Here is a 21,314-nt window from a genome sequence, read left to right as displayed (position 1 = left end):
CGGCCGCGGTGGGGCCGGCGAACTCGTCGAACGCTCGGTGATCGTGCCGTGGACCTACTGCGGCGCCGCGACGCAGGTCGTGGCGATCTTCTGGGTCGCCGCACGCGCCTTGTCGGAGTCCTCCTTGCTCAGGCCACCCATCGAGCCGTCGGTCACTTGGGCATTGCTGCCGGGCTTGGTCATCTTGCGCAGGCCGTCCTGCGAAATGCCTTCGTCCACATAGAGTTTGGCGGCGCAATCGGCGAGTTTCGCATCCTTGAGGCCGCTGGACTGCAGGGATTTCGACAGGTCCGCCTGGGTGATGGTCGGCTCCGAATCCTTGTCGGAACCGCACGCACCCAGAAGCGGCAGGGCGATGCAGACGGCGGCGATCAGCGAAATCCTCAACTGTTCCTCAATTCTCAGGCGTATCGGCTATGGCGCGTTCCGATGGAACCGGACACGAACCGCGTAGGTGATACTGCCGCATCACGCGGCCGGACAACAGTCCGAGTCTTGCGAACACGGAGCGTTCACAAAGGCGCCGCTCACAGATCCGCCGGCCACGATTGCGGCGACCTCCGTTGGCGTAACGCCAATGATTGCTAGGGTGTCCCCGTTCCTCGTCGGAGTCCGAGCCTCGGTGCGGGAGTTTCGAAATGATGTTGAACCATCACCGAGTCGGCACCGGTGAACCGCTGGTCCTGATCCACGGCGTCGGCAGTCACTGGCAGGTGTGGGAACCGGTCATCGGCACGCTGTCGGCTCGGTTCGACGTGATCGCGGTCGACCTGCCCGGTTTCGGCGGGTCCGACCCGCTCCCACACACCACGGTGGACACCCTCACCGACGCACTGCACGCGTTCCTCACCGAACAGGGCCTGGAACGACCGCACCTCGCCGGCAATTCGATGGGCGGTCTGATCGCGCTGAACCTCGGCGCACGCGGTGTGGCGAGTTCGGTGACCGCGTATTCACCGATCGGCTTCTGGTCCGATGCCGGGCGCATCTGGTGTCAGCAGGCGCTGGGCCGCGCGGCCACCCTGGGCCGGGGACTGCGCGCGCAACTGCCCGCCATCCTCGGCACACCGGCCGGGCGGACCGCCTTCCTGAGCATCGTGTTCGGCCGACCGTGGGCGCTGGACAGCCGGACCGCGGTCGAGACCGTGGACGGCGTCCTCGATGCCCCCGGATTCCGTTCGGCCCTGGCCTCATTCGATCAGGCGCGGCTGCGCGACGGTGGCCGCCTGGCCCGCATTCCGGTCACGGTCGCCTGGGGCAATCGCGACATTCTGCTCACCTATCGGACGCAGAGCCGGCGGGCGCGGCAATGGCTTCCCCAGGCCCGGCACATCACCCTGCCGGGCAGCGGCCACACCCCGTTCTACGACGACCCGGCCGGTTGCGCGAAGATAATCCTCGAGCAGGTGCCTACCGGCGGGTAACCGCAGGGGCCCGATCCCGATCAGCACGGAGTGAGCGATGAGCGACGTATCCCTGACCTTCGACGGTGATCGTGCCTACGTCGAACTAGACCGGCCCGACAAGCACAACGGGCTCACCATCGACATGTTGACCGATCTCGTCCGGGTGGCGCGGGTGATCGGAAAGCGCGACGAGATTCGCGCCGTGATCCTCGCCGGCAACGGGCCCAGTTTCTCCAGCGGTCTCGATATCGCGAAGGCAACCGGCGACCCGCTGAGTATCGTGCGCAATTTCCTGCCCCTACCGTGGCTGGGCACCAATGCTTTTCAGGAGGCGTGCTGGGCGTGGCGGCGGCTGCCGCAGCCGGTGATCGCGGCGGTGCACGGCCATTGTTTCGGCGGCGGATTGCAATTGGCTCTGGCCGCCGATTTCCGTTTCGCCACACCGGATTCGGATTTCGCCGTGATGGAAGTCGCGCACGGCCTCGTTCCGGATATGTCGGGCGCGGTCACGCTGTCGCGCCTGATCGGTGTGGACAAGGCACTCCTGCTGACCATGACCGCCGATCCCGTCGACGCCGCCTATGCCGCACGGATCGGACTGATCACCGAGGTGAGCGAGGATCCGCGCGCCGATGCCGAGAAATTGGCCGATCGCATCGCGGCCCGCCCGGCAACCGCCGTCGCCGCCGCCAAACAATTGTTCGAGCGCACCTGGCACGCGGGCACCCGCCGCACCCTGGGAATCGAACGGGCGACGCAGATACCACTCCTGGTCCGGCAAGCGCTCGGCCGTCGGTAGTTTCGGACAAACGAACACACGGCCGAGCCGGGATCTACCCGAAAACGCGAGCGGGAAACCCAGTCACCTACGATTCGCTGTTAGCATTTTCACACTTTGCCAGCGAAGCCGGTGAACGGGGGCGCATCGGCGAGAACGGGAAGGGCTGCATTTGTCCAGGACCGTATCCGTCCTGCTGTCCGCGATAGCGGGCGCCTCGGCCGTGCTTCTGACCGTGACCGCGCCGGCGGCCGCCAACCCGAATGCCATCAATCCGATTCCGGTTCTCAACGGCACGACCGGATTACCGAATCTGGTCGGGCGTTCGCGCGCGATATTCCAGGTAACCGGAATGGCCAGTCCTAACGCCACCGAGAACTACAACGTCCTCGGCACCGACCTGGGAATCATGTGGGACAACGGCCGCGGCGAGATGCTCACCGCCTTCGGCGATACCGCCGGACTGGGACTGCCGAATCTGCTGGCCGGCAGTTTCTGGGCGTGGCGCAGCAATATCCTGGTGCGCAGTCACACCCAGGATCCCTCGGGCGGTATCTATTTCGACAGCGCCGTGCGCGACGTGTTCGGCCAGGCGCGCGATCTGATTCCCAGTCCCAAGATTCCGTTCATCGAGATCAGCCGCATTCCGACCGCTGGAATCTCGGTGAACGGCGTGCAGTACATGAGCCTGATGTCGGTGAAGAGCTGGGATGACGTCGGTCAGTGGACCACCAACTACTCGGGTCTGGCCGCCTCCGCCGACAACGGGGAAACATGGGCCGACCTCGATTTCACCCGCCGGCCCAACGAGGGCGGCGACGCCAACTTCCAGATGAACGCCTTCGTGAAGAGCGGCGGCTGGGTGTACGAATACGGCACGCCGTCGGGCCGCAATCACTTCGCCTACGTCGCGCGCGTGCGAGAGAACGACATCCAGAATCTCGCCGAATACGAGTATTGGGACGGCGGGGCCTGGCGTAAGAACGACGTGAACGCCGCCCGCCCGATCACCGGCGGGGTCGGCGAGATATCGGTGATGTGGAACGACTACCTCGGGCAATTCGTCATGCTCACCACCGATCCGTGGAATTCGGTGGTGATGCGCCGAGCGTCTTCTCCGGAGGGGCCGTGGAGTCCGCCCGAGGTGCTGATCGATACGCGTGAATTGCCCACCGCGTACGCCCCCTCGATCTTCCCGTACCAGACCGGGCGCGACCTGTATTTCCTCACCACGGTGCACAGCCAGTACAACGTCATTCTCATGCGCACGACGCTGTAATTCGTCTCGGATATCCGCGCCCGGCCCGGTTCCGCTCGGCCGGGCGGCGCGCCGTACCTGGCTAGACTCGCCCCATGGACGCCGCCGAGTGGGACGAGCGCTACGCGCAGAGCGAGTTGGTGTGGGGTGCACCGCCGAACGCGACAGTGGTGGAATACATCTCCGGTTTGCAGCGGCGCATTCGGCTGGTGCCCGATGCGCCCGGTCAAGCGCCACCCGAACTACCGCGTGCCCTGGATCTGGCGTGCGGCGAGGGACGGCACGCGCTCTGGCTGGCCACGCACGGCTGGCAGGTGCGAGCGGTCGACTTCTCCCAGGTGGGCATCGACAAGGGCCGCACGGTCGCCTCGCGGCTGTCGCGTTCGGTGCGCAGCAGAATCGACTGGGAATGTGCGGACGTCACCGATCCGGCCGGTGCGGGGATCGACGGCCCGTTCGAATTGATTCTCGCCGTCTACCTTCATCTGCCCGCCGCACAGCGGCGCAGCCTGCTGCTCGCGGCGGCCGAACGACTGAGTCCGGGTGGCACCCTTCTCGTCCTCGGCCACGACACCACCAATATCTCCGACGGTTACGGCGGACCGCAGGATCCGGCGATCCTGTTCACGCCCGACGATGTGGTGGCGGATCTCGCTGCCGCAGAACATATTCGGATCGACACCGCGCAGCGGGTGCTGCGCGAAACCGAGGGACGCGACGCCATCGACGCGCTGGTGGTGGCCACCGCGACCGTGCCCGATCTGGAGGAGCAAGCGACGGCCACCCCGGACGCGTGATCCGGGGTGGCGACGCCTCACAGTCCGGCGCTGCCGGTGGGTAGCTCGGCGGCAATCGGGCGAGCGGTTATCCGCTGATCAATCCACTTCCGCCCATCGCCGCAGCCACGGCTCCACCGTGTGGGCGATGAGATCGAAGCCACTGCGAAACGAATGTGGCTGGCCCGGAATCACTTTCACCTCGGCCGCATCGGAGGGGTCCGGAATTCCGAAGGGATCGCGTTCACCGTTGATCACCACCACATCGGTGTGCGTGGACGCCGCCAGCAGTTCCTCGCGCCGCGTCTTCTCCGGCTTACCGGGCGGATGCAGCGGAAATGACAGCGCCAGCACACCTTTGGCGTCGGCTTCGACGGCAGTCCGGCAGGCGACCCGGGCGCCGTTGCTGCGCCCGCCCTGGATCAGCGGTCCCCCGGGCGCCTGCTCGCGCAGGGCCGAGACTATCTCCAACCACGCCGCATCCTGCACCGTCGCCGATCCGGGTGCCCGCCGACCGGCGACCCGGTACGGCTGAATCACCCGCGCGACCACTCCGCCCAGCCCTACCGCGCGATCACGGACGGCCAGCAGATCCCCGGCCTCCACCCCGCCGCCGGAACCGTGGGTGAGCAGCAGTAGAAACCGATCGCCGGCGTCCCGGTCGATCTGCACCTCGGCGTCCCCCGCAGCTGTCTCGATGCGCACGGTGTCCACGGTAATCCCCGCTCACCTCGGGTCGGCGACCGCGTGTTCATCTCGTCACATCGCCCGGTCAGCGCTTTCCAAGGCTATTACTCATCGGTAATATACAGGGTAAGTTACCCGCGAGTAGAAGGCGGAGATTCCGTTCGACTACCCGATGTGGAGACACATGGGCGGGAACGGCACACACCGACCCGCACCGACTCAACGGAGAGTGAGTAACAGAGATGGGCCATTACAAGAGCAACGTCCGCGACCTGGAGTTCAACCTCTTCGAGGTGCTGGGCATCGGCTCGGTGCTGGATTCCGGCGCCTACGGTGACCTGGACACCGACACGGTCAAGAACATCATCGACGAGGTACGCCGCCTGGCCGAGGGCCCGGTCGCCGAGTCCTTCGTCGACGCCGACCGCAACCCGCCGGTGTTCGACCCCACAACCCACAGCGTCTCTATTCCGGAGTCGTTCAAGAAGTCCTTCAAGGCCTACGAAGAGGCCGGCTGGAGCAAGGTCGGCCTGAACGAGGAGCTGGGCGGCCTGCCCGCGCCGCGTTCGGTGGTCTGGGCCCTCAACGAGATGATCCTGGGCTCGAACCCGGCCGTCGCGATGTATGCCGCCGGTGGCCCGTTCGGCCAGATCTTCTGGAACAACGCCACCGACGAGCAGAAGAAGTGGGCCGAGATCGCCGTCGAACGCAACTGGGGCGCCACCATGGTGCTGACCGAGCCCGACGCCGGTTCCGACGTGGGCGCCGGCCGCACCAAGGCCATCCGGCAGGAGGACGGCTCCTGGCACATCGAGGGTGTCAAGCGGTTCATCACCTCCGGTGACTCCGACGACATGTTCGAGAACATCTTCCACCTGGTGCTGGCCCGCCCCGAGGGCGCCGGACCGGGCACCAAGGGCCTGTCTCTGTTCTTCGTGCCGAAGTTCCACTTCGACTTCGAGACCCAGACCCTGGGCGAGCGCAACGGCGTGTTCGTCACCAACGTCGAGCACAAGATGGGCCTGAAGGTCTCGGCCACCTGTGAGGTCACCTTCGGCGGCCACGGCGTTCCGGCCAAGGGCTGGTTGGTCGGCGAGGTCCACAACGGCATCGCGCAGATGTTCGACGTGATCGAGAACGCCCGAATGCTGGTGGGCACCAAGGCCATCGCGACGCTGTCGACCGGTTACCTGAACGCGCTGGACTACGCCAAGCAGCGTGTCCAGGGTGCGGACCTGACTCAGATGACCGACAAGACCGCTCCGCGCGTGACCATCACCCACCACCCGGACGTGCGCCGCTCGCTGATGATGCAGAAGGCCTACGCCGAGGGCCTGCGCGCGCTCTACCTCTACACCGCCGCCCACCAGAACGAGGACATCGCTGCGCTCGTCTCCGGCGCCGACAAAGACCTCGCGTTCCGCGTCAACGACCTGCTGCTGCCGATCGTCAAGGGTGTCGGCTCCGAGCGGGCCTACCAGTACCTGACCGAATCGCTGCAGACCTTCGGTGGCTCTGGCTTCCTGCAGGACTACCCGATCGAACAGTACATCCGTGACGCGAAGATCGACTCGCTGTACGAGGGCACCACCGCCATCCAGGCGCAGGACTTCTTCTTCCGCAAGATCGCCCGCGACCGCGGTGTGGCGCTGGCCCATGTGGCCGGCCAGGTGCAGAAGTTCATCGAGTCCGAGGCCGGCAACGGCCGCCTGAAGGGCGAGCGCAAGCTGCTGGCCACCGCGCTCGAGGATGTGCAGGCCATGGCCGCCACCATGACCGGTCACCTGATGGCTGCGCAGGAGGACGCCAAGGAGCTGTACAAGATCGGCCTGGGTTCGGTCCGCTTCCTGATGGCGGTGGGCGACCTGCTGATCGGTTGGCAGCTGCTGCGTCAGGCCGAGGTCGCCATCAAGGCCCTCGACAACGGCGCCACCGGTTCCGACGAGGCCTTCTACAACGGCAAGGTCGCCGTGGCTCAGTTCTTCGCCCGCAATGTGCTGCCGGAGCTGAGCGCCACCCGTACCGTGCTGTCCAACCTGGACAACGACGTGATGGAGCTCGACGAAGCGGCCTTCTGATCGCCTTGCCGACCACCACGTGAAACACAGCGGCCCCGCCTCTCGCATTCGGGAGGCGGGGCCGCTGTCGTTGCGGGTTCCGAATGCGAAGGGCGGAGCGGCGATCCGGACGGCGCGCCCGGACCGCCGGTCCTGCACCGGGATCGAGGCCGGGTAATAATGTCGGCACTGGAGTACCCCGGGGTCTGGGACGCCATACATAAACCGAGACAGCGCCGTGCCGTGCCGATGTGACGAGGGTTTCGTCGGTAGACCGCACGCCGTCCGCCGAGGGCAGGCACAATGCCCTGGCGCGACTCATGGAAGGAATTCGGAGTATGAGACGACTGTCCGCACTGGCTGGAGCTTGCGCGGCGGTCGCGCTGCTGGGCCTGACGGCATCGCCGGCCGGAGCCGACCCGAACAACATCAATCCGATTCCCGGGCTGAACGGCATCAACGGATTGCCGCAGCTCCCAGGCCCGACGCAGGCGGTCTACCAGGCCACCGGTATGGCCTCGCCGAACCGGACCCAGAACCAGAACGTGCTGGGCACCGACCTCGGCATCATGTGGGACGACGGGCGCGGGCAGATGATCACCGCCTACGGCGACACCGCCGGCCTCGGCGTGCCGAACGTGCTGGCCGGCAGCATCTGGGCGTGGCGCTCGAACGTGCTGTTCCGCAGCCCGGCCGGTGCGGACCCGGCGGCGGGCGTGAACTACACCAGCTTCGTGGACCATCCGCTGCCCAGTCCGAAGATTCCGGGTATCGAGATCAGTTTCATTCCGACCGCGGGCATCTCGGTCAACGGCGTGCAGTACATGTCGATGATGTCGGTGCGGGAATGGGGCCCGGACGGGCACTGGGACACCAACTTCTCCACCCTGGCCGTCTCCGGTGACGACGGCCAGACCTGGGCGCAGCTGCCGACCACCCGCCGCGGCAATGAGAACGGCTTCCAGAGTTTCCAGCAGAACGCCTTCCTGAAGGCGGGCGGCTACGTCTACAAGTACGGCACCCCGTCGGGCCGCAACCAGCCCGGATTCATCTCGCGGGTCAAGGAAGCCGATATCGCCAATATCGACGCCTACGAGTACTGGGACGGCGGCGCGTGGAAGCCGAAGGACGCCAATGCCGCCAAGCCGATCGTCGGCGGCGTCGGCGAGCTGTCGGTGCAGTGGAACGCGCATCTGGGGCAGTACGTGATGCTGACCACCGATCCTTTCGACTCCGTGGTCATGCGGACCGCGCCGAACCCGGAGGGCCCGTGGAGTGCGCCGCGCGTCCTGATCGACGTGCGCGATCTGCCGACCATGTACGCGCCGATGATCTACCCGTATCAGACCGGCAGCGACCTGTACTTCCTGCTCACCATGCACAATCAGTACAACGTCGTGGTCATGCGGACGCCGCTGTAGCGGTGCGGGAGCCGGAGCCGGGGAGAATATGAAGACGGCTCCGTGCGGTTGCCGGGTCGGGGGTCTGGCAACTGCACGGAGCCGATCTGATTATCGGGATCGGGCTCGGGGTGTTACACGAATCGTTTCGACACCGGAGAAATTCTCGATCGAGGCAGCGGGGACAATCGAGAGCGATGGCGGTGCAGGGCGCTGGTCCCACGCCGCGGCACAGCAGCAAGCAGGGCTCGGACCTGCCGAAGCTCGGACGACTCTAGGAGAAGAGTATGCAGCTGGGAATGATCGGGCTCGGCCGAATGGGTGCCAATATCGTGCGGCGCATCGTCAAGGACGGTCACACCGCGGTCGGCTACTCCCGGCACGAGGACCAGATCAAGGAATTCACCGACGAACTGGGCGACAGCTTCCGGGGTGCGACCGACTACCCGGCGTTCATCGCGCTGCTCGAGAAGCCGCGCGTGGTGTGGGTGATGATTCCGGCCGGTGCGACCGGCGCGGTCATCGACCGGATCGCCGAACTGCTGGAGCCGGGCGACATCATCATCGACGGCGGTAACAGCCGCTACCACGAGGACATCCAGCGGGCCAAGGCGCTGGCGCCCAAGGGCATTCACTACCTCGACATCGGCACTTCCGGCGGTGTCTGGGGACTGGACCGCGGCTACTGCCTGATGATCGGCGGCGAGGCCGAGCAGGTCGCCCACCTCGAGCCACTGTTCAAGTCGATCGCACCTGGTGTCGACGCCGCCGAGCGCACCCCCGGTCGCACCGGTGAGCCCTCTCCCGCCGAACAGGGCTATCTGCACTGCGGTCCCGCCGGTGCCGGACATTTCGTAAAAATGGTGCACAACGGCATCGAATACGGCGCGATGGCCGCCTACGCCGAAGGCCTCAACATCCTGCACAAGGCCAATATCGGCAAGGAGCTCGACGACGCGCATTCGGCCGAGGTGTCCCCGCTGGAGAATCCCGAGCACTACCAGTTCGACATCGACGTGCCGGAGGTCACCGAGGTGTGGCGGCGCGGTTCGGTGGTCGCGTCCTGGCTGCTGGATCTGACCGCGGCGGCACTGCACGCCGATCCCGACCTGACCAGCTTCGGTGGACGGGTGTCGGATTCGGGCGAGGGCCGCTGGACCATCCACGCCGCGATCGACGAGGGTGTGCCCGCGCCGGTGCTCTCGACCGCGCTGTACGAGCGGTTCTCCTCACGCGGTGAGGCGCTCTACGCGGACAAGGTGCTCTCGGCCATGCGCAAGGCGTTCGGCGGGCACAACGAACTGCCGGGCAAGTAGCGCGCAGTAGTCCGAGGCAACCAAGCCCGCTGTGCGGCTTCCGGGGCAGGGGCGCGGTCGGCGACCACGGGTAGGTTCCGGCGCCGCGAACGGCTACGGTCGGTCCATGCGCAACGTTGCCGGAATCGTTCTCGCAGTAGCCGCGGTCGCCCTTGCGGGGTGCTCCGGTGGTGGCGGCTCCGGTTCCACCACTACGACGGGCGCCAGCGCCGCACCGGGCACCACGAGCGCGACGGGCGGCACCGCCGCGACCACCACCACCGGTAACCAGCAGGACTGCGCCGCAGGCTATCTCGCGCAATTCACCACCCGGCAGAAGCTGGCGCAGCTGCTCACCGTAGGCGTCAAGAACGCCGCCGACGCCGAACAGGTGGTGCGCGGGGAACAGGTGGGCGGCATCTTCGTCGGAAGCTGGACCGACCAGTCCATGCTGTCCGGCCAGGGCCTCGACCAGGTGAAGGCCGCCGCGCGCACACCGCTGATGGTGACCATCGACGAAGAAGGCGGCCGGGTGTCGCGGTTGCGGAATCTGATCGGCCAGGCGCCCTCGGCCCGGGTCGCGGCGCAGACCATGTCGGCCGACGAGTACTACCAGCAGAGCCTGGCCCGCGGTCAGGCCATGAAGAAGCTCGGCATCACCGTCGACTTCGCGCCGGATGTGGATGTCAGCGACGAGCCCGACGACGCGGTGATCGGCGACCGGTCATACTCGCAAGATCCACAGGTCGTCACCGACTACGCCGGCGCCTACATCCGGGCCATGCACGATGCCGGCGTCGGCGCGGTGATGAAGCACTTCCCCGGCCACGGGCACGGGTCGGGCGATTCCCACACCGGCGCGGTGCGCACGCCCCCGCTGGATCAGATGCAGCAGGTGGATCTGGTGCCGTTCCGGAATCTGATCGACTCCGGCGCCGCGGTGATGGTCGGCCATCTGGACGTTCCCGGGCTGACCACGCCCAACGTTCCGGCGAGCATCAGCCCGCAGGCGATGGCCCTGCTGCGCCAAGGCGCCGGCTACAACGCCAAGCCCTACGACGGCCCGATCTTCACCGACGACCTGAGCGGCATGGCGGCCATCACCGCCCGGATGGGCATCGAGGACGCGGTAGCCGCCGCCCTGGAGGCCGGCGCCGACGATGCACTTTGGATCAGCACCGACGCCGTCAGCTCGGTGCTCGACCGGCTCGAGCAGGAAGTTCGCGACGGAAAACTGCCCATGAAACAGGTCGACGACTCCGTCCTGCGGGTGGCCAAGTACAAAGGCATCCAGCTCCCCTGCTGAACCCGGCTTCAGCGAATCGGTGACAGTTCGTTGTTCTCCGAAACTTACCTTGGAGTAAGATAGGGGTTTCGATATGGGCTAGGAGTGTGGATGGCAGGCGGAACGAAGCGGCTTCCCAGGGCGGTTCGTGAGCAGCAGATGCTGGACGCCGCCGTCGAGGTCTTCTCCCGAAAGGGATATCACGACACATCGATGGATGCCATCGCGGCCGAGGCCAAGATCTCCAAGCCGATGCTGTATTTGTACTACGGCTCCAAGGACGAACTGTTCCGGGCCTGCATTCAGCGCGAGAGCGCACGGTTCATCGAGGCCGTCGCGGTGGCCGGCAACCCCAAGCTGACCCCGCACGAGCAGCTGCGAGCCGGCCTCGAGGCATTCCTGTCCTATGTGGACAACAACCGGCTGTCGTGGTCGGTCCTGTATCGGCAGGCCCTCGGGCAGCAGCCGTTCGCCTCCGAGATCGCGAACAGTCGCGAGCGCATCATCGAACTGACCGCGAAACTGCTCGAGTCGAGTGCCAAATATGCCGAGCCCGGAACGGATTTCGACATCGTCGCGGTGGCGGTCATCGGCGCCGGCGAGGCGATCGCCGACCGGATCACGAGCGGTGAGGTGGATGTCGCAAGCGCGGTCGACCTGCTGGACGATCTGGCCTGGCGCGGTCTGGCCGGAAAGAAGAAGGCCGAGTAGACACCGGCGAAGCACGCGGTCCGACTTGCGCGGCGCCGTCGGCACCTGCCAGAGTGCGGATTGCACAGACGGCCGGATTACCGATGCGGCCGGGATTCTACGGGGCGGAATTGTTCGGACTTCTCACGCCGTGCGCGCACAGCGCGGCGAAATACGGCTTCGAGGCGGCAGATTGGCGCACGCATCTGTGCGGACTGTGCCTGGGCCTGCGCGACGGGAACGGCCAATTGGCCCGCACCGCAACCAATACCGACGCGATCGTGCTGAATGTGCTCACCGAAGCACAGGCCGGCGAGTCCGCCCGGACCGCGGCCGGACCGTGTGCGCTGCGCGGCATGCGGCGGGCCTCGGTCGCCGCGGCCGAATCCCCCGGAGTGCGGCTGGCGACAACCGCGTCACTCTTGCTGGGAGCGGCCAAGGTTCGTGACCATGCCGACGACGGCGACGCGGGCCCACTGGCCCGGCGGCCCATGCGGAAGGTGGCCGACCGCTGGTTCGCCTCGGCTCGCACGAACGCCGCCGACATCGGCCTGGATATCGAACCGCTCATCGCCGCGATCGGCCGCCAGGCGGAACTCGAACGCGCCGTGCAGGGTCGCACCCGGCGCTCCGGCACCGGAATACGATCACAGACAGCCGATCCCACCCCGCTGGAGCTACTCGCCACCCTCACCGAGCCGACGCAGACGTGTGCCGCCGAATTGTTCGCCCACAGCGCGGTGCTCGCAGGCCGGCCGGAGAATACGCCCGCCCTGCGGGCGGTCGGATGGCATTTCGGACGCATCGCCCACCTGGCCGACGCCATCGAGGATCTCGACGACGACCGCCGCTGCGATCGCTTCAATCCGCTGCTCGCCACAGGTGTGAGCAACCGAGAGGCGCACGGCCTGCTGCGCGAATCCGACGCCGAAATCCGCCGTGCCCTGCACCAGGCCGAACTCGCCCACGTTCCCGCCGTCCGCTGGCTGCTGCTCGATCCGATGCGCGGCGTCGTCCGGAAGCTGGGCCGAGCCGCGGCCGTAGCATGCGGCGACGCGAAATCTGCCTGCGGCTGCGGAAAGCGCGGTGGCCGAACATTTTCCGACGGCGCCGACGCCGACGCGGCGGTGCGGTCGCTGGGGTATCCGGTGGCCGCCCGGCCGCTGAATCCCACTGGGCCGCAAGTGGATCCGGCGGCCTTTCCCGACCAGGGGCCGCATCCCGAGAGTCCGGTGCAGCCCGACGACATCCCGCCGCCGTTCGGTGATCGGCCGCCGAGTGATCCGTATCCGCCCTCGGACGAGCCGCCGCACGAGCCCCCGCGACGACCGACCTTCTGGCAGGGAGTCGGGATCATCTGCGGGGTGTACTGCACCGGCTACGCCTGCTGTGCCGGGCATCGGCGGCCGTGCAGCGGGGAACACCGGGATGCCTGGATGGAACGGTGCGACTGCGATTGTGACTGCTGCGACTGCGAGGGCTGTGGCGATTGCTGCAGCTGCTGCAACAGTTGCGGCGACTGCGATTGCTGCGACTGCGACTGTAACTGCTGATCGAGTCGCCGATCGCCGGCCCGGATCGACAACACCGGATCGACAACAGCCGCCCGCCTTTTCGCCTTCCCACATATCGAATCCCCCATGCGATCCGATATGTGGCCGCCGAGAAGGTGGGCGGCTGTCCGTGTGCCGTTCGCTGCTCAGCGCAGCGTCGCGGTCAGATGAGGGTAGCCCTTCTTCGGATGTTTCAACGACAGATCCCAGCCCGCAGCGGTCTGGTCGGCATAGACGTTGACCGTGGACGGCAACAGGATCGGCTTACCGAATTTCACCGCGTACGACGTCTTCGCGGGCACCCGGCCCTCGATGACGCCGAGGATCGCGGCGGCCGACCACATGCCGTGGGCGATGGAACGCGGGAAGCCGAAGGCCTTCGCCCCGAGCGCCGACATATGGATCGGATTGCGGTCACCGGAGGCGGCCGCGTAGCGATGGATCATCGCCTGGTCGACCCTCAGCGTACGCAGCGGCGGCGGGGGCACCTCGTCCGGCTTCGGCGCCGCCTTCGGACCACCGGACAGCGACGTGCGCTGCTGGTGCAGGAAGGTGGTGACCTGCCGCCACACCGGTTCACGCCCCACGCTGATCTCGCTGATCGCATCGACCAGCAGACCTTTCGGGTGCTCCCGCAGATTCTCCACGTGGGCACGAATGTCGAGCGGTTCGCTGACCGAGATCTCGCGGGTGCGCTCGATCAGATTCTCCGCGTGCACCGCGCCGACCGCGACGAACGGGAAGTCCCGCGCCACCACGAGCTGCATCACCATGGGAAAGGTGAGCACGAACGGATAGGTCAGCGGCAGGGAGTCGCCGAAGCGCAGCCCGGTCGCGTGGCAGTAGGCCGCGAGGTGGTCGGGATCGACGCGGACGCCGTTCCACTCGACCGCTCGGTCCGGAATCTCGGACTTGCGCGCCGACACCAGCGGCAGCGGAACGGCACCCAGGGCGGCCTTGAGATACAGGCTGCCCGTCTTGGGCGGCTCGTTCAGCGAAATGGTCCGGGTTGCCATGTCAGGCTCCGATCATGGCCTGGCCGCAGACGCGAACGATGTTGCCGTTCACCGCGTTCGAGGCCGGGCTGGCGAAGTAGGCAATGGTCTCGGCGACGTCCACGGTCTGCCCGCCCTGCAGCAGCGAGCTGAGCAGCCGTCCCGCCTCGCGGGTGCCGACCGGAATGGCGGCGGTCATCGCGGTCTCGATGAAACCGGGGGCGACGGCGTTGATGGTGATGCCCTTCTCGGCCAGCTTGGGCGCCTCGGCGTTCACCATGCCGATGACACCGGCCTTGGAGGCGCCGTAGTTGGTCTGGCCGCGGTTACCGGCGATACCGGCGATCGAGGACACGTCGATCACCCGGCCGCCCTCCCTCAGCGCACCCTTGGCCACCAGGCCCTCGGTAATGCGGTGCGGCGCGGCGAGATTGACGTTGAGGACGGCGTCCCAGCGCGCGGCGTCCATGTTCGCGAGCAGCTTGTCGCGGGTGATGCCGGCGTTGTGGACGATGATGTCGACGCCGCCGAAGCGCTCGGTGGCGAATTCGGCGATCTTGTCGGCGGCGTCGGCAGCGGTGACGTCGACCGCGAGCGCCGTGCCGCCGACCTTGTTGGCGGTCTGCGACAGCGCCTCCCCGGCGGCCGGGATGTCGGCGGCGATCACGGTGGCGCCGTCGCGGGCGAACACCTCGGCGATGGTGGCGCCGATACCACGAGCGGCACCGGTGACCACGGCGACCTTGCCGTCGAGCGGTTTGGTCCAGTCGATGCCGGCCGCGGCATTGTCGTCCTTGCCGACCCGGAAGACCTGGCCGTCGACGAAGGCCGACTTGGCCGAGAGGATGAAGCGCAGGGTCGACTCCAGACCCGTGGCGGCCGCGGCGGCCTCCGGGTGCAGGTAGACCAGGTTGGCGGTGGCGCCGCGCAGGAGTTCCTTACCCACGCTGCGCGAGAAACCCTCCAGCGCGCGCTGGGCGATCTGCGCGTCGACGCTGCCCGCGAGTTCCGGCGTGGTGCCGACGACCAGCACGCGGCCGGAGGGAGCGATCGAGCGCATGGCCGGCTGGAAGAACTCGAACAGCTGCGACAGTTCCGCCACGGTGCCGATGCCGGTGGCGTCGAAGACCAGCGCGCCGACCTTCACGCCCTGGGTGGGGGCGTCGACGAAGGTGTAGTCCGACAGCAGGGTGCGCGCGGCGTCGGCGACGCGACCCTTACCGCCGAGCAGGACCGGGCCCGGCAATGCCGGCTCGCCGGGGGTGTACCGGCGCAGCTTCTCCGGCTTCGGCAGGCCCAATTTGCCGGCCAGGAAGGCGCCGGGGGCGGAGTTGACGAACGAACCGTAAAGGTTGGGAGCGCCCTTGCTCTTGCTGGCTGCCACTGTTCCTACCTTCTCCTCGTGTCGAATGTGGACGATCTGGACGTCTGCCGTATCCGTATTTCCCCACTACCCCGCGCGTTGTAGCCCACATCTCCGGGGTACGGTATCGACAATTAACTTACTCCAGAGTAAGTTTAATGTAAACCGACGGAACTGCCGGCAGTGCAGTCGGTCGGGGGTACCTACTCCGTTCCCCGCATCCGGCATTCCCGGCCGGAGACCCAGAAAACCTGACGAGACAGTGCCTACCCGCCCGCCGGCCCCGCAAGCTCCGCCGGCCGATCGTTTCCCGAAGGAGACCCGAGTGACTACCAAAGCCCGTTCGGCGAAGACCACACCATCGAGCAGCCGGGCCGACAAGGCCAAGCAGGCCAAACCTGTCGCCGTCCTCGGCGGTAATCGGATCCCGTTCGCTCGCTCGGACGGCCGCTATGCGCACGCCTCGAACCAGGACATGTTCACCTCCGCGCTGAACGGCCTGGTCAGCCGATTCGGGCTGCAGGGCGAGCGGCTGGGCATGGTCGTGGGCGGCGCGGTGCTCAAGCGCGTCGGTGAACACGGCATGGTCCGCGAGAGCGTGCTCGGCAGCGAACTGTCGCCCTACACCCCCGCCCACGATCTGCAACTGGCCTGCGGCACCGGCCTGCAGTCGATCGTCACCGTCGGCGACGCCATCGCGCTGGGCCGGATCGAGGCCGGTATCGGCGGCGGCACCGACACCACCTCCGACGCGCCGATCGGTGTGAGCGAATCCATGCGCGAATGGATGCTCGACGCCAACCGGGCGCGCAACAACAAGGATTACGTCAAGCTCGTCGGCCGGCTGCGCCCGAGCATGGTCGGCATCGAGATCCCGCGCAACGCCGAGCCCCGCACCGGCCTGTCGATGGGTGAGCACGCGGCGATCACCGCCAAGGAATTCGGCATCGCCCGCGCGGCGCAGGACGAACTGGCCTACCTCTCGCACAAGAACATGGCCGCCGCCTACGACCGCGGCTTCTTCGACGACCTGGTCACCCCCTTCCTGGGCCTGACCCGCGACGACAACCTGCGCCCGAACTCCTCGCTGGAGAAGCTGGCCACCCTGAAGCCGGTCTTCGGCAACAAGCTCGGCGACGCCACCATGACCGCCGGCAACTCCACCCCGCTCACCGACGGCGCCTCCGCGGTGCTGCTGGGCAGTGAGGAGTGGGCCGCCGAGCGCAACCTGAAGCCGCTGGCCTACCTCGTCGACAGCGAAGTCGCCGCGGTCGACTACGTCTGGGGTCCGGACGGACTGCTGATGGCGCCGACCTACGCGGTGCCGCGACTGCTCGCCCGCAATGGTCTCACCCTGCAGGATTTCGACTACTACGAGATCCACGAGGCGTTCGCCTCGGTCGTGCTGGCCACCCTGCAGGCGTGGGAATCCGACCAGTACTGCAAGGAGCGCCTGGGTCTGGACGGAGCCCTCGGCGCGATCGACCGCACCAAGCTCAATGTCAACGGCTCCTCGCTGGCCGCCGGGCACCCGTTCGCCGCGACCGGTGGACGCATCGTCGCCCAGACCGCGAAGCAGTTGGCGGAGAAGGGGTCCGGACGCGCGCTGATCTCCATCTGCGCCGCCGGCGGCCAGGGTGTGGTGGCGATCCTGGAGCGTTGATCCGCGACATCACTTCGGTGACATAGGAATTCGGCGATCAGGGGACAGCGCCGGTTCGGCTGCGGGCGAACCGGCGCTGTTCTGTATCGGCGGCAGGTTGCCCCTGCGCCCGGCGGCAATCGGGGCGAAACGATTGCTACACAATCGGTTTCACCGCGACCGACGGTTCGGGCAACACGGTGACCGCCAGCGCCGCGAGTCGCTCGGCATCGGCGACGACGTCGTAGGCACTGACCCGGTCGCCGCGCACGGTGACGAGCAGGACCGCGGCGAGACGCCCGCCCGGGGCGACGACGACACCGACCGCGCCGTCGATCAGCGCCACATCCGCGACCTGGGAACGGTTGCGCAGCAATACGGTTTCCTCGGCCACGGCGGCGGCGCCGCGCACGACCGACGCGATGCCGGGCGGCAGAACCGCCGGGTCCGCGGTGCGCACGACATCGGGCGCGAGGACCGCGAGCAGGGCACCGAGGTCGCCGGCCCGGGCCGCCGACAGGAATGCGGTGACCACCTCGCGATGGCGGGCGAGTTCGACCGGGGGTGTCGAGGTGTCGCCGCGCACCCGCTGCCGGGCGCGACTGGCCAGCTTCTTCGTCGTCGCCGTGGTCCGGCCCACGATCGGGGCGATATCGTCGAACGGGACGGCGAACATATCGTGCAGGACGAAGGCGACGCGCTCGTCCGGGCTCAGCGTGCGCAACACGACCAGCATCGCGCGGCCGACCGAATCGGCAAGTAGCGCTTCGGGTTCGGGTTCGGTGAAGGCGCCGGACCGAGAGCCGACCTGGGTGCCGGCGGAGTCGAGCGCGGCGGATCGGTCCATGGGATCGACGAACTCTTCCCGCCGGGCGGTCCGGGAACGCAACTGGTCCAGACAGATTCGCGAGACCACGGTGGTGAGCCACGCGGCGAGATTGTCGATCCCGAGCCCGTCCGCCGCAGACCCGTTCGCCGCAGACCCGTGCGGCGCCGCCCTGTCCACCGCGGACCCGTCCGCCACACCCGTGCTCGCCACACCTCGCTCACCGCGTTTCGCCTCGGTCGCGCTCGCGGCCCGGTCGAGGCGCAGCCAGGCTTCCTGCACCGCGTCCTCGGCCTCGTGCAGCGAGCCCAGCATGCGGTAGGCGATATCGCGCAGCAGGTCGCGGTGTCGTTCGAAGCGCCGTGCCAGCTCGTCCCGATCGCCCACCGGTCACCTTTCTCGGTCGCCGCACGTCGAACCCGATGTGGGACGGATCCGCCCTGTTCGCCCGCGCAGTGGGCTCGGGCCCACACCTTCACCATCGCAGATCAGGGCGCCGAACGAGCAGGAGGGTGTCATGCACACCGCATACGTGACCGTCACGATCATCGCCGCCGTTGTCGTCTTCGGGGCGACCGTCGTCGACATCGTCAACCCGGACTGGGTCCGCGGCAATATGCGCAGCTACGGGGTCCCGGACTGGGCGCTGATGCCGTTGGCGGCGATCAAGGCCGCGGGTGCACTCGGGCTGCTGGCCGGCCTGGCGATCCCGGCGATCGGCCTCGCCGCAGCCGTCGGCCTCGTGCTGTATTTCGTCGGCGCGGTGATCACCATCGTGCGGGCGCGCTGGTACGCGCATCTGCCGTATCCGATGCCATGCCTGGCGCTGGCACTGGCCGTCGCATGCCTGTTCCCGATCGCCTGAACCGGCCCGGCGTTCTACCGTAAAATCGCGTGTCGTACGGGCAGCACGTCACGGATCGATGTGGTACCCGAACGCTTCTTCACTGAGCTCGACGTGACCGTTGCTGCCGCGTGCGGTTGTCATCGCGGCGCGGAGTAGGCCGAATCGACATCCTGGGCGGACGCCGCCGAGGCGATCCGGCCACGATCAGCGAGGAACCGTGGAATGGCACGATATTTGCTGGCCGCGAGTCCCATACCCGGTCATGTCCTGCCGCTGGCCACCGTCGCAGGCGAACTTCGCCGGCGCGGGCACCGGGTCCGATTGCTCACCGGAGCTCGATTTCGCGAACTCGCGATCGAACATGGCGTGCCGCCGGCCGAACTGCCGGGCGTGGCCGATGTTCATCCCGTGGCTTCGCGATCGGGGCGCGGGCTCGGCCGGCGTTTGCGGATCGGCAGGGCGGAATTGAGTTCGATCTTCCTCGCGCCCCTCACGGCTCAGTACACGGCGCTGTCCGCCGAGCTGGCCCGCGGACATTTCGACGCCGTGCTGGTGGATTCGATGTTCAGCGGAGCGATACCCCTGCTTGTGTCCGATGCTCCCCGACCGCCGGTGCTGGTGTGCGGAGTCGGACCGCTCACGCTCTCCAGCGCCGATTGCCCGCCGTTCGGTGTGGGATGGCAGCCACGGGCCGGGCGCGACTACACGCGGATGAATCATTTCGTGCACCGCGTGCTCTTCCGTACATCGCAGGCGAGGGTGAATGCCATTCTTGCCGAACTCGGCATGCGGTCGGTCCCGGTTTTCCTGCTCGATTGGCCGATCTTGGCCGACCGGATACTGCAGTTCACCGTGCCCGGCTTCGAATATCCTCGGCGTGATCTTCCGTCCACAGTGGTGTTCACCGGACCGATTCCGGCGTCGGCGAACCGGTTCGAGGCGACCCCCGACTGGAAGTCCGTCGGTGACCACCGCCGGGTCGTACACGTGACTCAGGGCACCTGGGACAACGGCGATCCTGATCAGTTGCTCCGGCCCGCGCTGGCAGCGCTGGCGCGGCGCCCGGATCTGGTCGTGGTGGTCAGCACCGGCGGGAAGGACCCGGGCCTGGGCACGCTGCCTGCGCATATTCACGTGCGTGATTTCGTTCCCTACGCGGAGTTGCTTCCTCATGTGGACCTCGTGATCACCAACGGTGGTTACGGCGGGGTGCACCATGCGTTGCGCCACGGCATCCCGGTGATCGTGGCGGGTGACACCGCGGACAAGCCGGAAGTCGCCGCGCGCGTGGCCTATACCGGCGCCGGCATCGATCTCGGTGGCGCCGCGCCCGCACCGGCCGCGGTCGCGGCGGCGGTGGACCGCGTTTTCGGCAACACCGGCTATCGCGTGGCGGCGCGTCGATTGGCGAGGGAAATCGCACAGCACACCCCCTTCGACACCATCGAGTCCGTACTCGCGGAAACGACCACCGGTGTCCGGCCCCGAGGGGAGGCGTTGTGACCCGCACCGAACTCGAGGCGGCCGGCATCACCGATCCGCGACTGCGTGAGTCGTATCGGTATTGCCGATCGCTCAACGCTCGCCACGGCAAGACGTTCTTCCTGGCAACCAGATTGCTCGCGCCCGATCAGCGCCCCGCGGTGCACGCGCTGTACGGATTCGCCCGCCGCGTCGACGACGTACTCGACGAATTCGATCCGGCCTGGACCGTTCACCGCCGCGAGGCGCGTTTGACACAGTTGGCAACGCAACTCGAGGCCGGTGACGGCGATGCCGATCCGGTGCTGGCCGCGGTATTGCATACCGCCCACCGGCATCACATCCGCGCCGAACTGTTCCACGCATTCCTGGCATCCATGCGCCTCGATCTGACGGTCACCGACTATCCGGACCGGAACGCGCTCGACCGCTATATCTACGGGTCGGCAGAGGCTATCGGGTTGCAACTGCTGCCGATACTGGGGACTGTCGGCCCCGCGGCGGCAGCCGAGCCTTACGCCGCCGCCTTGGGAAAGGCATTCCAGCTCACCAACTTTCTGCGCGATATCGACGAGGATCTGGCGCGCGGCCGGATCTACCTGCCCGCGAATGAACTGGCGGCGCACGGCGTCGACCGCGATCTGCTGATGTGGTGCCGGAACCAACGGCACAGCGATTCCCGGGTGCGTGACGCGCTGGCCGAGCAACATGCCCGCACCCGGGAAATGTATGCCTACGCTCGGGGCGGGATCGAACTCTTGGCACCCCGTTCCCGCCCGTGCGTGGCGACGGCTCTACAGCTCTATTCGGAGATTCTGGATCGCATCGAACACGGCGGGTTCGAAGTGTTCGGGCAGCGCGCCACCGTCGGCAAGCTTCGCCGGGCGTATATCGGTGCCACCGGTCTGGCGCACGCGACGTGGGCCCGCCGCCGGACGGAACGCGGACACAGGATCGATGAACGACGGTAGGAG

Annotated in this window: 19 protein-coding genes; 14 read left to right on the top strand and 5 right to left on the bottom strand. The window is 67.4% G+C overall.

The window, feature by feature from the left end:
• Positions 1–54: 54 nt before the first annotated feature.
• Positions 55–387, bottom strand: coding sequence for a hypothetical protein (locus C5E41_RS05550; RefSeq protein ID WP_030514270.1), 333 nt, complete (start codon positions 385–387; stop codon positions 55–57).
• A 251-nt stretch (positions 388–638) separates the two neighbouring features.
• Here C5E41_RS05550 and C5E41_RS05545 point away from each other — a divergent pair, with 251 nt between their 5' ends.
• From C5E41_RS05545 to C5E41_RS05530, 4 genes are all read left to right on the top strand, one after another.
• Complete coding sequence (locus C5E41_RS05545; protein ID WP_104374732.1) at positions 639–1,424, top strand: alpha/beta fold hydrolase; 786 nt, start codon at positions 639–641, stop codon at positions 1,422–1,424.
• Positions 1,425–1,461: 37 nt separating this feature from the next.
• A complete protein-coding gene (locus C5E41_RS05540; protein ID WP_104374731.1) occupies positions 1,462–2,205 on the top strand; it encodes a crotonase/enoyl-CoA hydratase family protein in 744 nt (247 codons plus the stop codon).
• Positions 2,206–2,356: 151 nt separating this feature from the next.
• The gene (locus C5E41_RS05535) at positions 2,357–3,463 is read left to right on the top strand and encodes a DUF4185 domain-containing protein (RefSeq protein WP_104374730.1); all 1,107 of its coding nucleotides are present in this window, start codon (positions 2,357–2,359) and stop codon (positions 3,461–3,463) included.
• 74 nt (positions 3,464–3,537) lie between these two features.
• A complete protein-coding gene (locus tag C5E41_RS05530) occupies positions 3,538–4,239 on the top strand; it encodes a class I SAM-dependent methyltransferase (RefSeq protein ID WP_104374729.1) in 702 nt (233 codons plus the stop codon).
• Positions 4,240–4,317: 78 nt separating this feature from the next.
• Here the strand turns inward: C5E41_RS05530 and C5E41_RS05525 are convergent, their stop codons facing one another.
• The gene (locus C5E41_RS05525) at positions 4,318–4,923 is read right to left on the bottom strand and encodes an alpha/beta hydrolase family protein (protein WP_104374866.1); all 606 of its coding nucleotides are present in this window, start codon (positions 4,921–4,923) and stop codon (positions 4,318–4,320) included.
• Positions 4,924–5,147: 224 nt separating this feature from the next.
• Between C5E41_RS05525 and C5E41_RS05520 the strand changes: the two genes are divergently transcribed.
• From C5E41_RS05520 to C5E41_RS34790, 6 genes are all read left to right on the top strand, one after another.
• On the top strand, positions 5,148–6,983 hold the full coding sequence (locus C5E41_RS05520) for an acyl-CoA dehydrogenase (RefSeq protein ID WP_104374728.1): 1,836 nt from the start codon (positions 5,148–5,150) through the stop codon (positions 6,981–6,983).
• A gap of 317 nt (positions 6,984–7,300) precedes the next feature.
• Positions 7,301–8,383, top strand: a complete 1,083-nt coding sequence (locus C5E41_RS05515) for a DUF4185 domain-containing protein (protein WP_104374727.1) — start codon at positions 7,301–7,303, stop codon at positions 8,381–8,383.
• A gap of 266 nt (positions 8,384–8,649) precedes the next feature.
• On the top strand, positions 8,650–9,678 hold the full coding sequence (gnd, locus tag C5E41_RS05510) for a phosphogluconate dehydrogenase (NAD(+)-dependent, decarboxylating) (RefSeq protein WP_104374726.1): 1,029 nt from the start codon (positions 8,650–8,652) through the stop codon (positions 9,676–9,678).
• Between the two features lie 106 nt (positions 9,679–9,784).
• Complete coding sequence (locus C5E41_RS05505) at positions 9,785–10,963, top strand: glycoside hydrolase family 3 N-terminal domain-containing protein (RefSeq protein WP_104374725.1); 1,179 nt, start codon at positions 9,785–9,787, stop codon at positions 10,961–10,963.
• Between the two features lie 90 nt (positions 10,964–11,053).
• The gene (locus C5E41_RS05500) at positions 11,054–11,653 is read left to right on the top strand and encodes a TetR/AcrR family transcriptional regulator (protein WP_104374724.1); all 600 of its coding nucleotides are present in this window, start codon (positions 11,054–11,056) and stop codon (positions 11,651–11,653) included.
• An 83-nt stretch (positions 11,654–11,736) separates the two neighbouring features.
• On the top strand, positions 11,737–13,185 hold the full coding sequence (locus C5E41_RS34790) for a DUF5685 family protein (protein WP_146097465.1): 1,449 nt from the start codon (positions 11,737–11,739) through the stop codon (positions 13,183–13,185).
• A gap of 146 nt (positions 13,186–13,331) precedes the next feature.
• Here the strand turns inward: C5E41_RS34790 and C5E41_RS05490 are convergent, their stop codons facing one another.
• Both C5E41_RS05490 and C5E41_RS05485 read right to left on the bottom strand, forming a co-directional pair.
• Positions 13,332–14,201, bottom strand: coding sequence for a MaoC family dehydratase (locus C5E41_RS05490; protein WP_104374722.1), 870 nt, complete (start codon positions 14,199–14,201; stop codon positions 13,332–13,334).
• 1 nt (position 14,202) lies between these two features.
• A complete protein-coding gene (locus C5E41_RS05485; RefSeq protein ID WP_104374721.1) occupies positions 14,203–15,564 on the bottom strand; it encodes a 3-oxoacyl-ACP reductase in 1,362 nt (453 codons plus the stop codon).
• A gap of 304 nt (positions 15,565–15,868) precedes the next feature.
• On the opposite strand from C5E41_RS05485, the gene C5E41_RS05480 reads away from it, so the two are divergent.
• Entirely contained in the window at positions 15,869–17,206 is a 1,338-nt protein-coding gene (locus tag C5E41_RS05480) for an acetyl-CoA C-acetyltransferase (protein WP_104374720.1), read from the top strand.
• A gap of 136 nt (positions 17,207–17,342) precedes the next feature.
• On the opposite strand, the gene C5E41_RS05475 is transcribed toward C5E41_RS05480, so the two are convergent.
• Complete coding sequence (locus C5E41_RS05475; RefSeq protein ID WP_258080752.1) at positions 17,343–18,398, bottom strand: sigma factor; 1,056 nt, start codon at positions 18,396–18,398, stop codon at positions 17,343–17,345.
• A 130-nt stretch (positions 18,399–18,528) separates the two neighbouring features.
• Between C5E41_RS05475 and C5E41_RS05470 the strand changes: the two genes are divergently transcribed.
• The 3 genes from C5E41_RS05470 (at position 18,529) to C5E41_RS05460 (ending at position 21,311) form a co-directional block, all read left to right on the top strand.
• Entirely contained in the window at positions 18,529–18,876 is a 348-nt protein-coding gene (locus tag C5E41_RS05470; protein ID WP_104374719.1) for a DoxX family protein, read from the top strand.
• A gap of 204 nt (positions 18,877–19,080) precedes the next feature.
• Positions 19,081–20,361, top strand: coding sequence for a glycosyltransferase (locus C5E41_RS05465; protein ID WP_104374718.1), 1,281 nt, complete (start codon positions 19,081–19,083; stop codon positions 20,359–20,361).
• A complete protein-coding gene (locus tag C5E41_RS05460; RefSeq protein WP_104374717.1) occupies positions 20,358–21,311 on the top strand; it encodes a phytoene/squalene synthase family protein in 954 nt (317 codons plus the stop codon). Before C5E41_RS05465 ends, C5E41_RS05460 begins: the two co-directional genes overlap by 4 nt.
• Positions 21,312–21,314: the final 3 nt, after the last annotated feature.

Source organism: Nocardia nova (genome assembly GCF_002933465.1).
Classification (GTDB): domain Bacteria; phylum Actinomycetota; class Actinomycetes; order Mycobacteriales; family Mycobacteriaceae; genus Nocardia; species Nocardia nova_B.
This window is presented reverse-complemented; position numbering and strand designations above follow the sequence as displayed.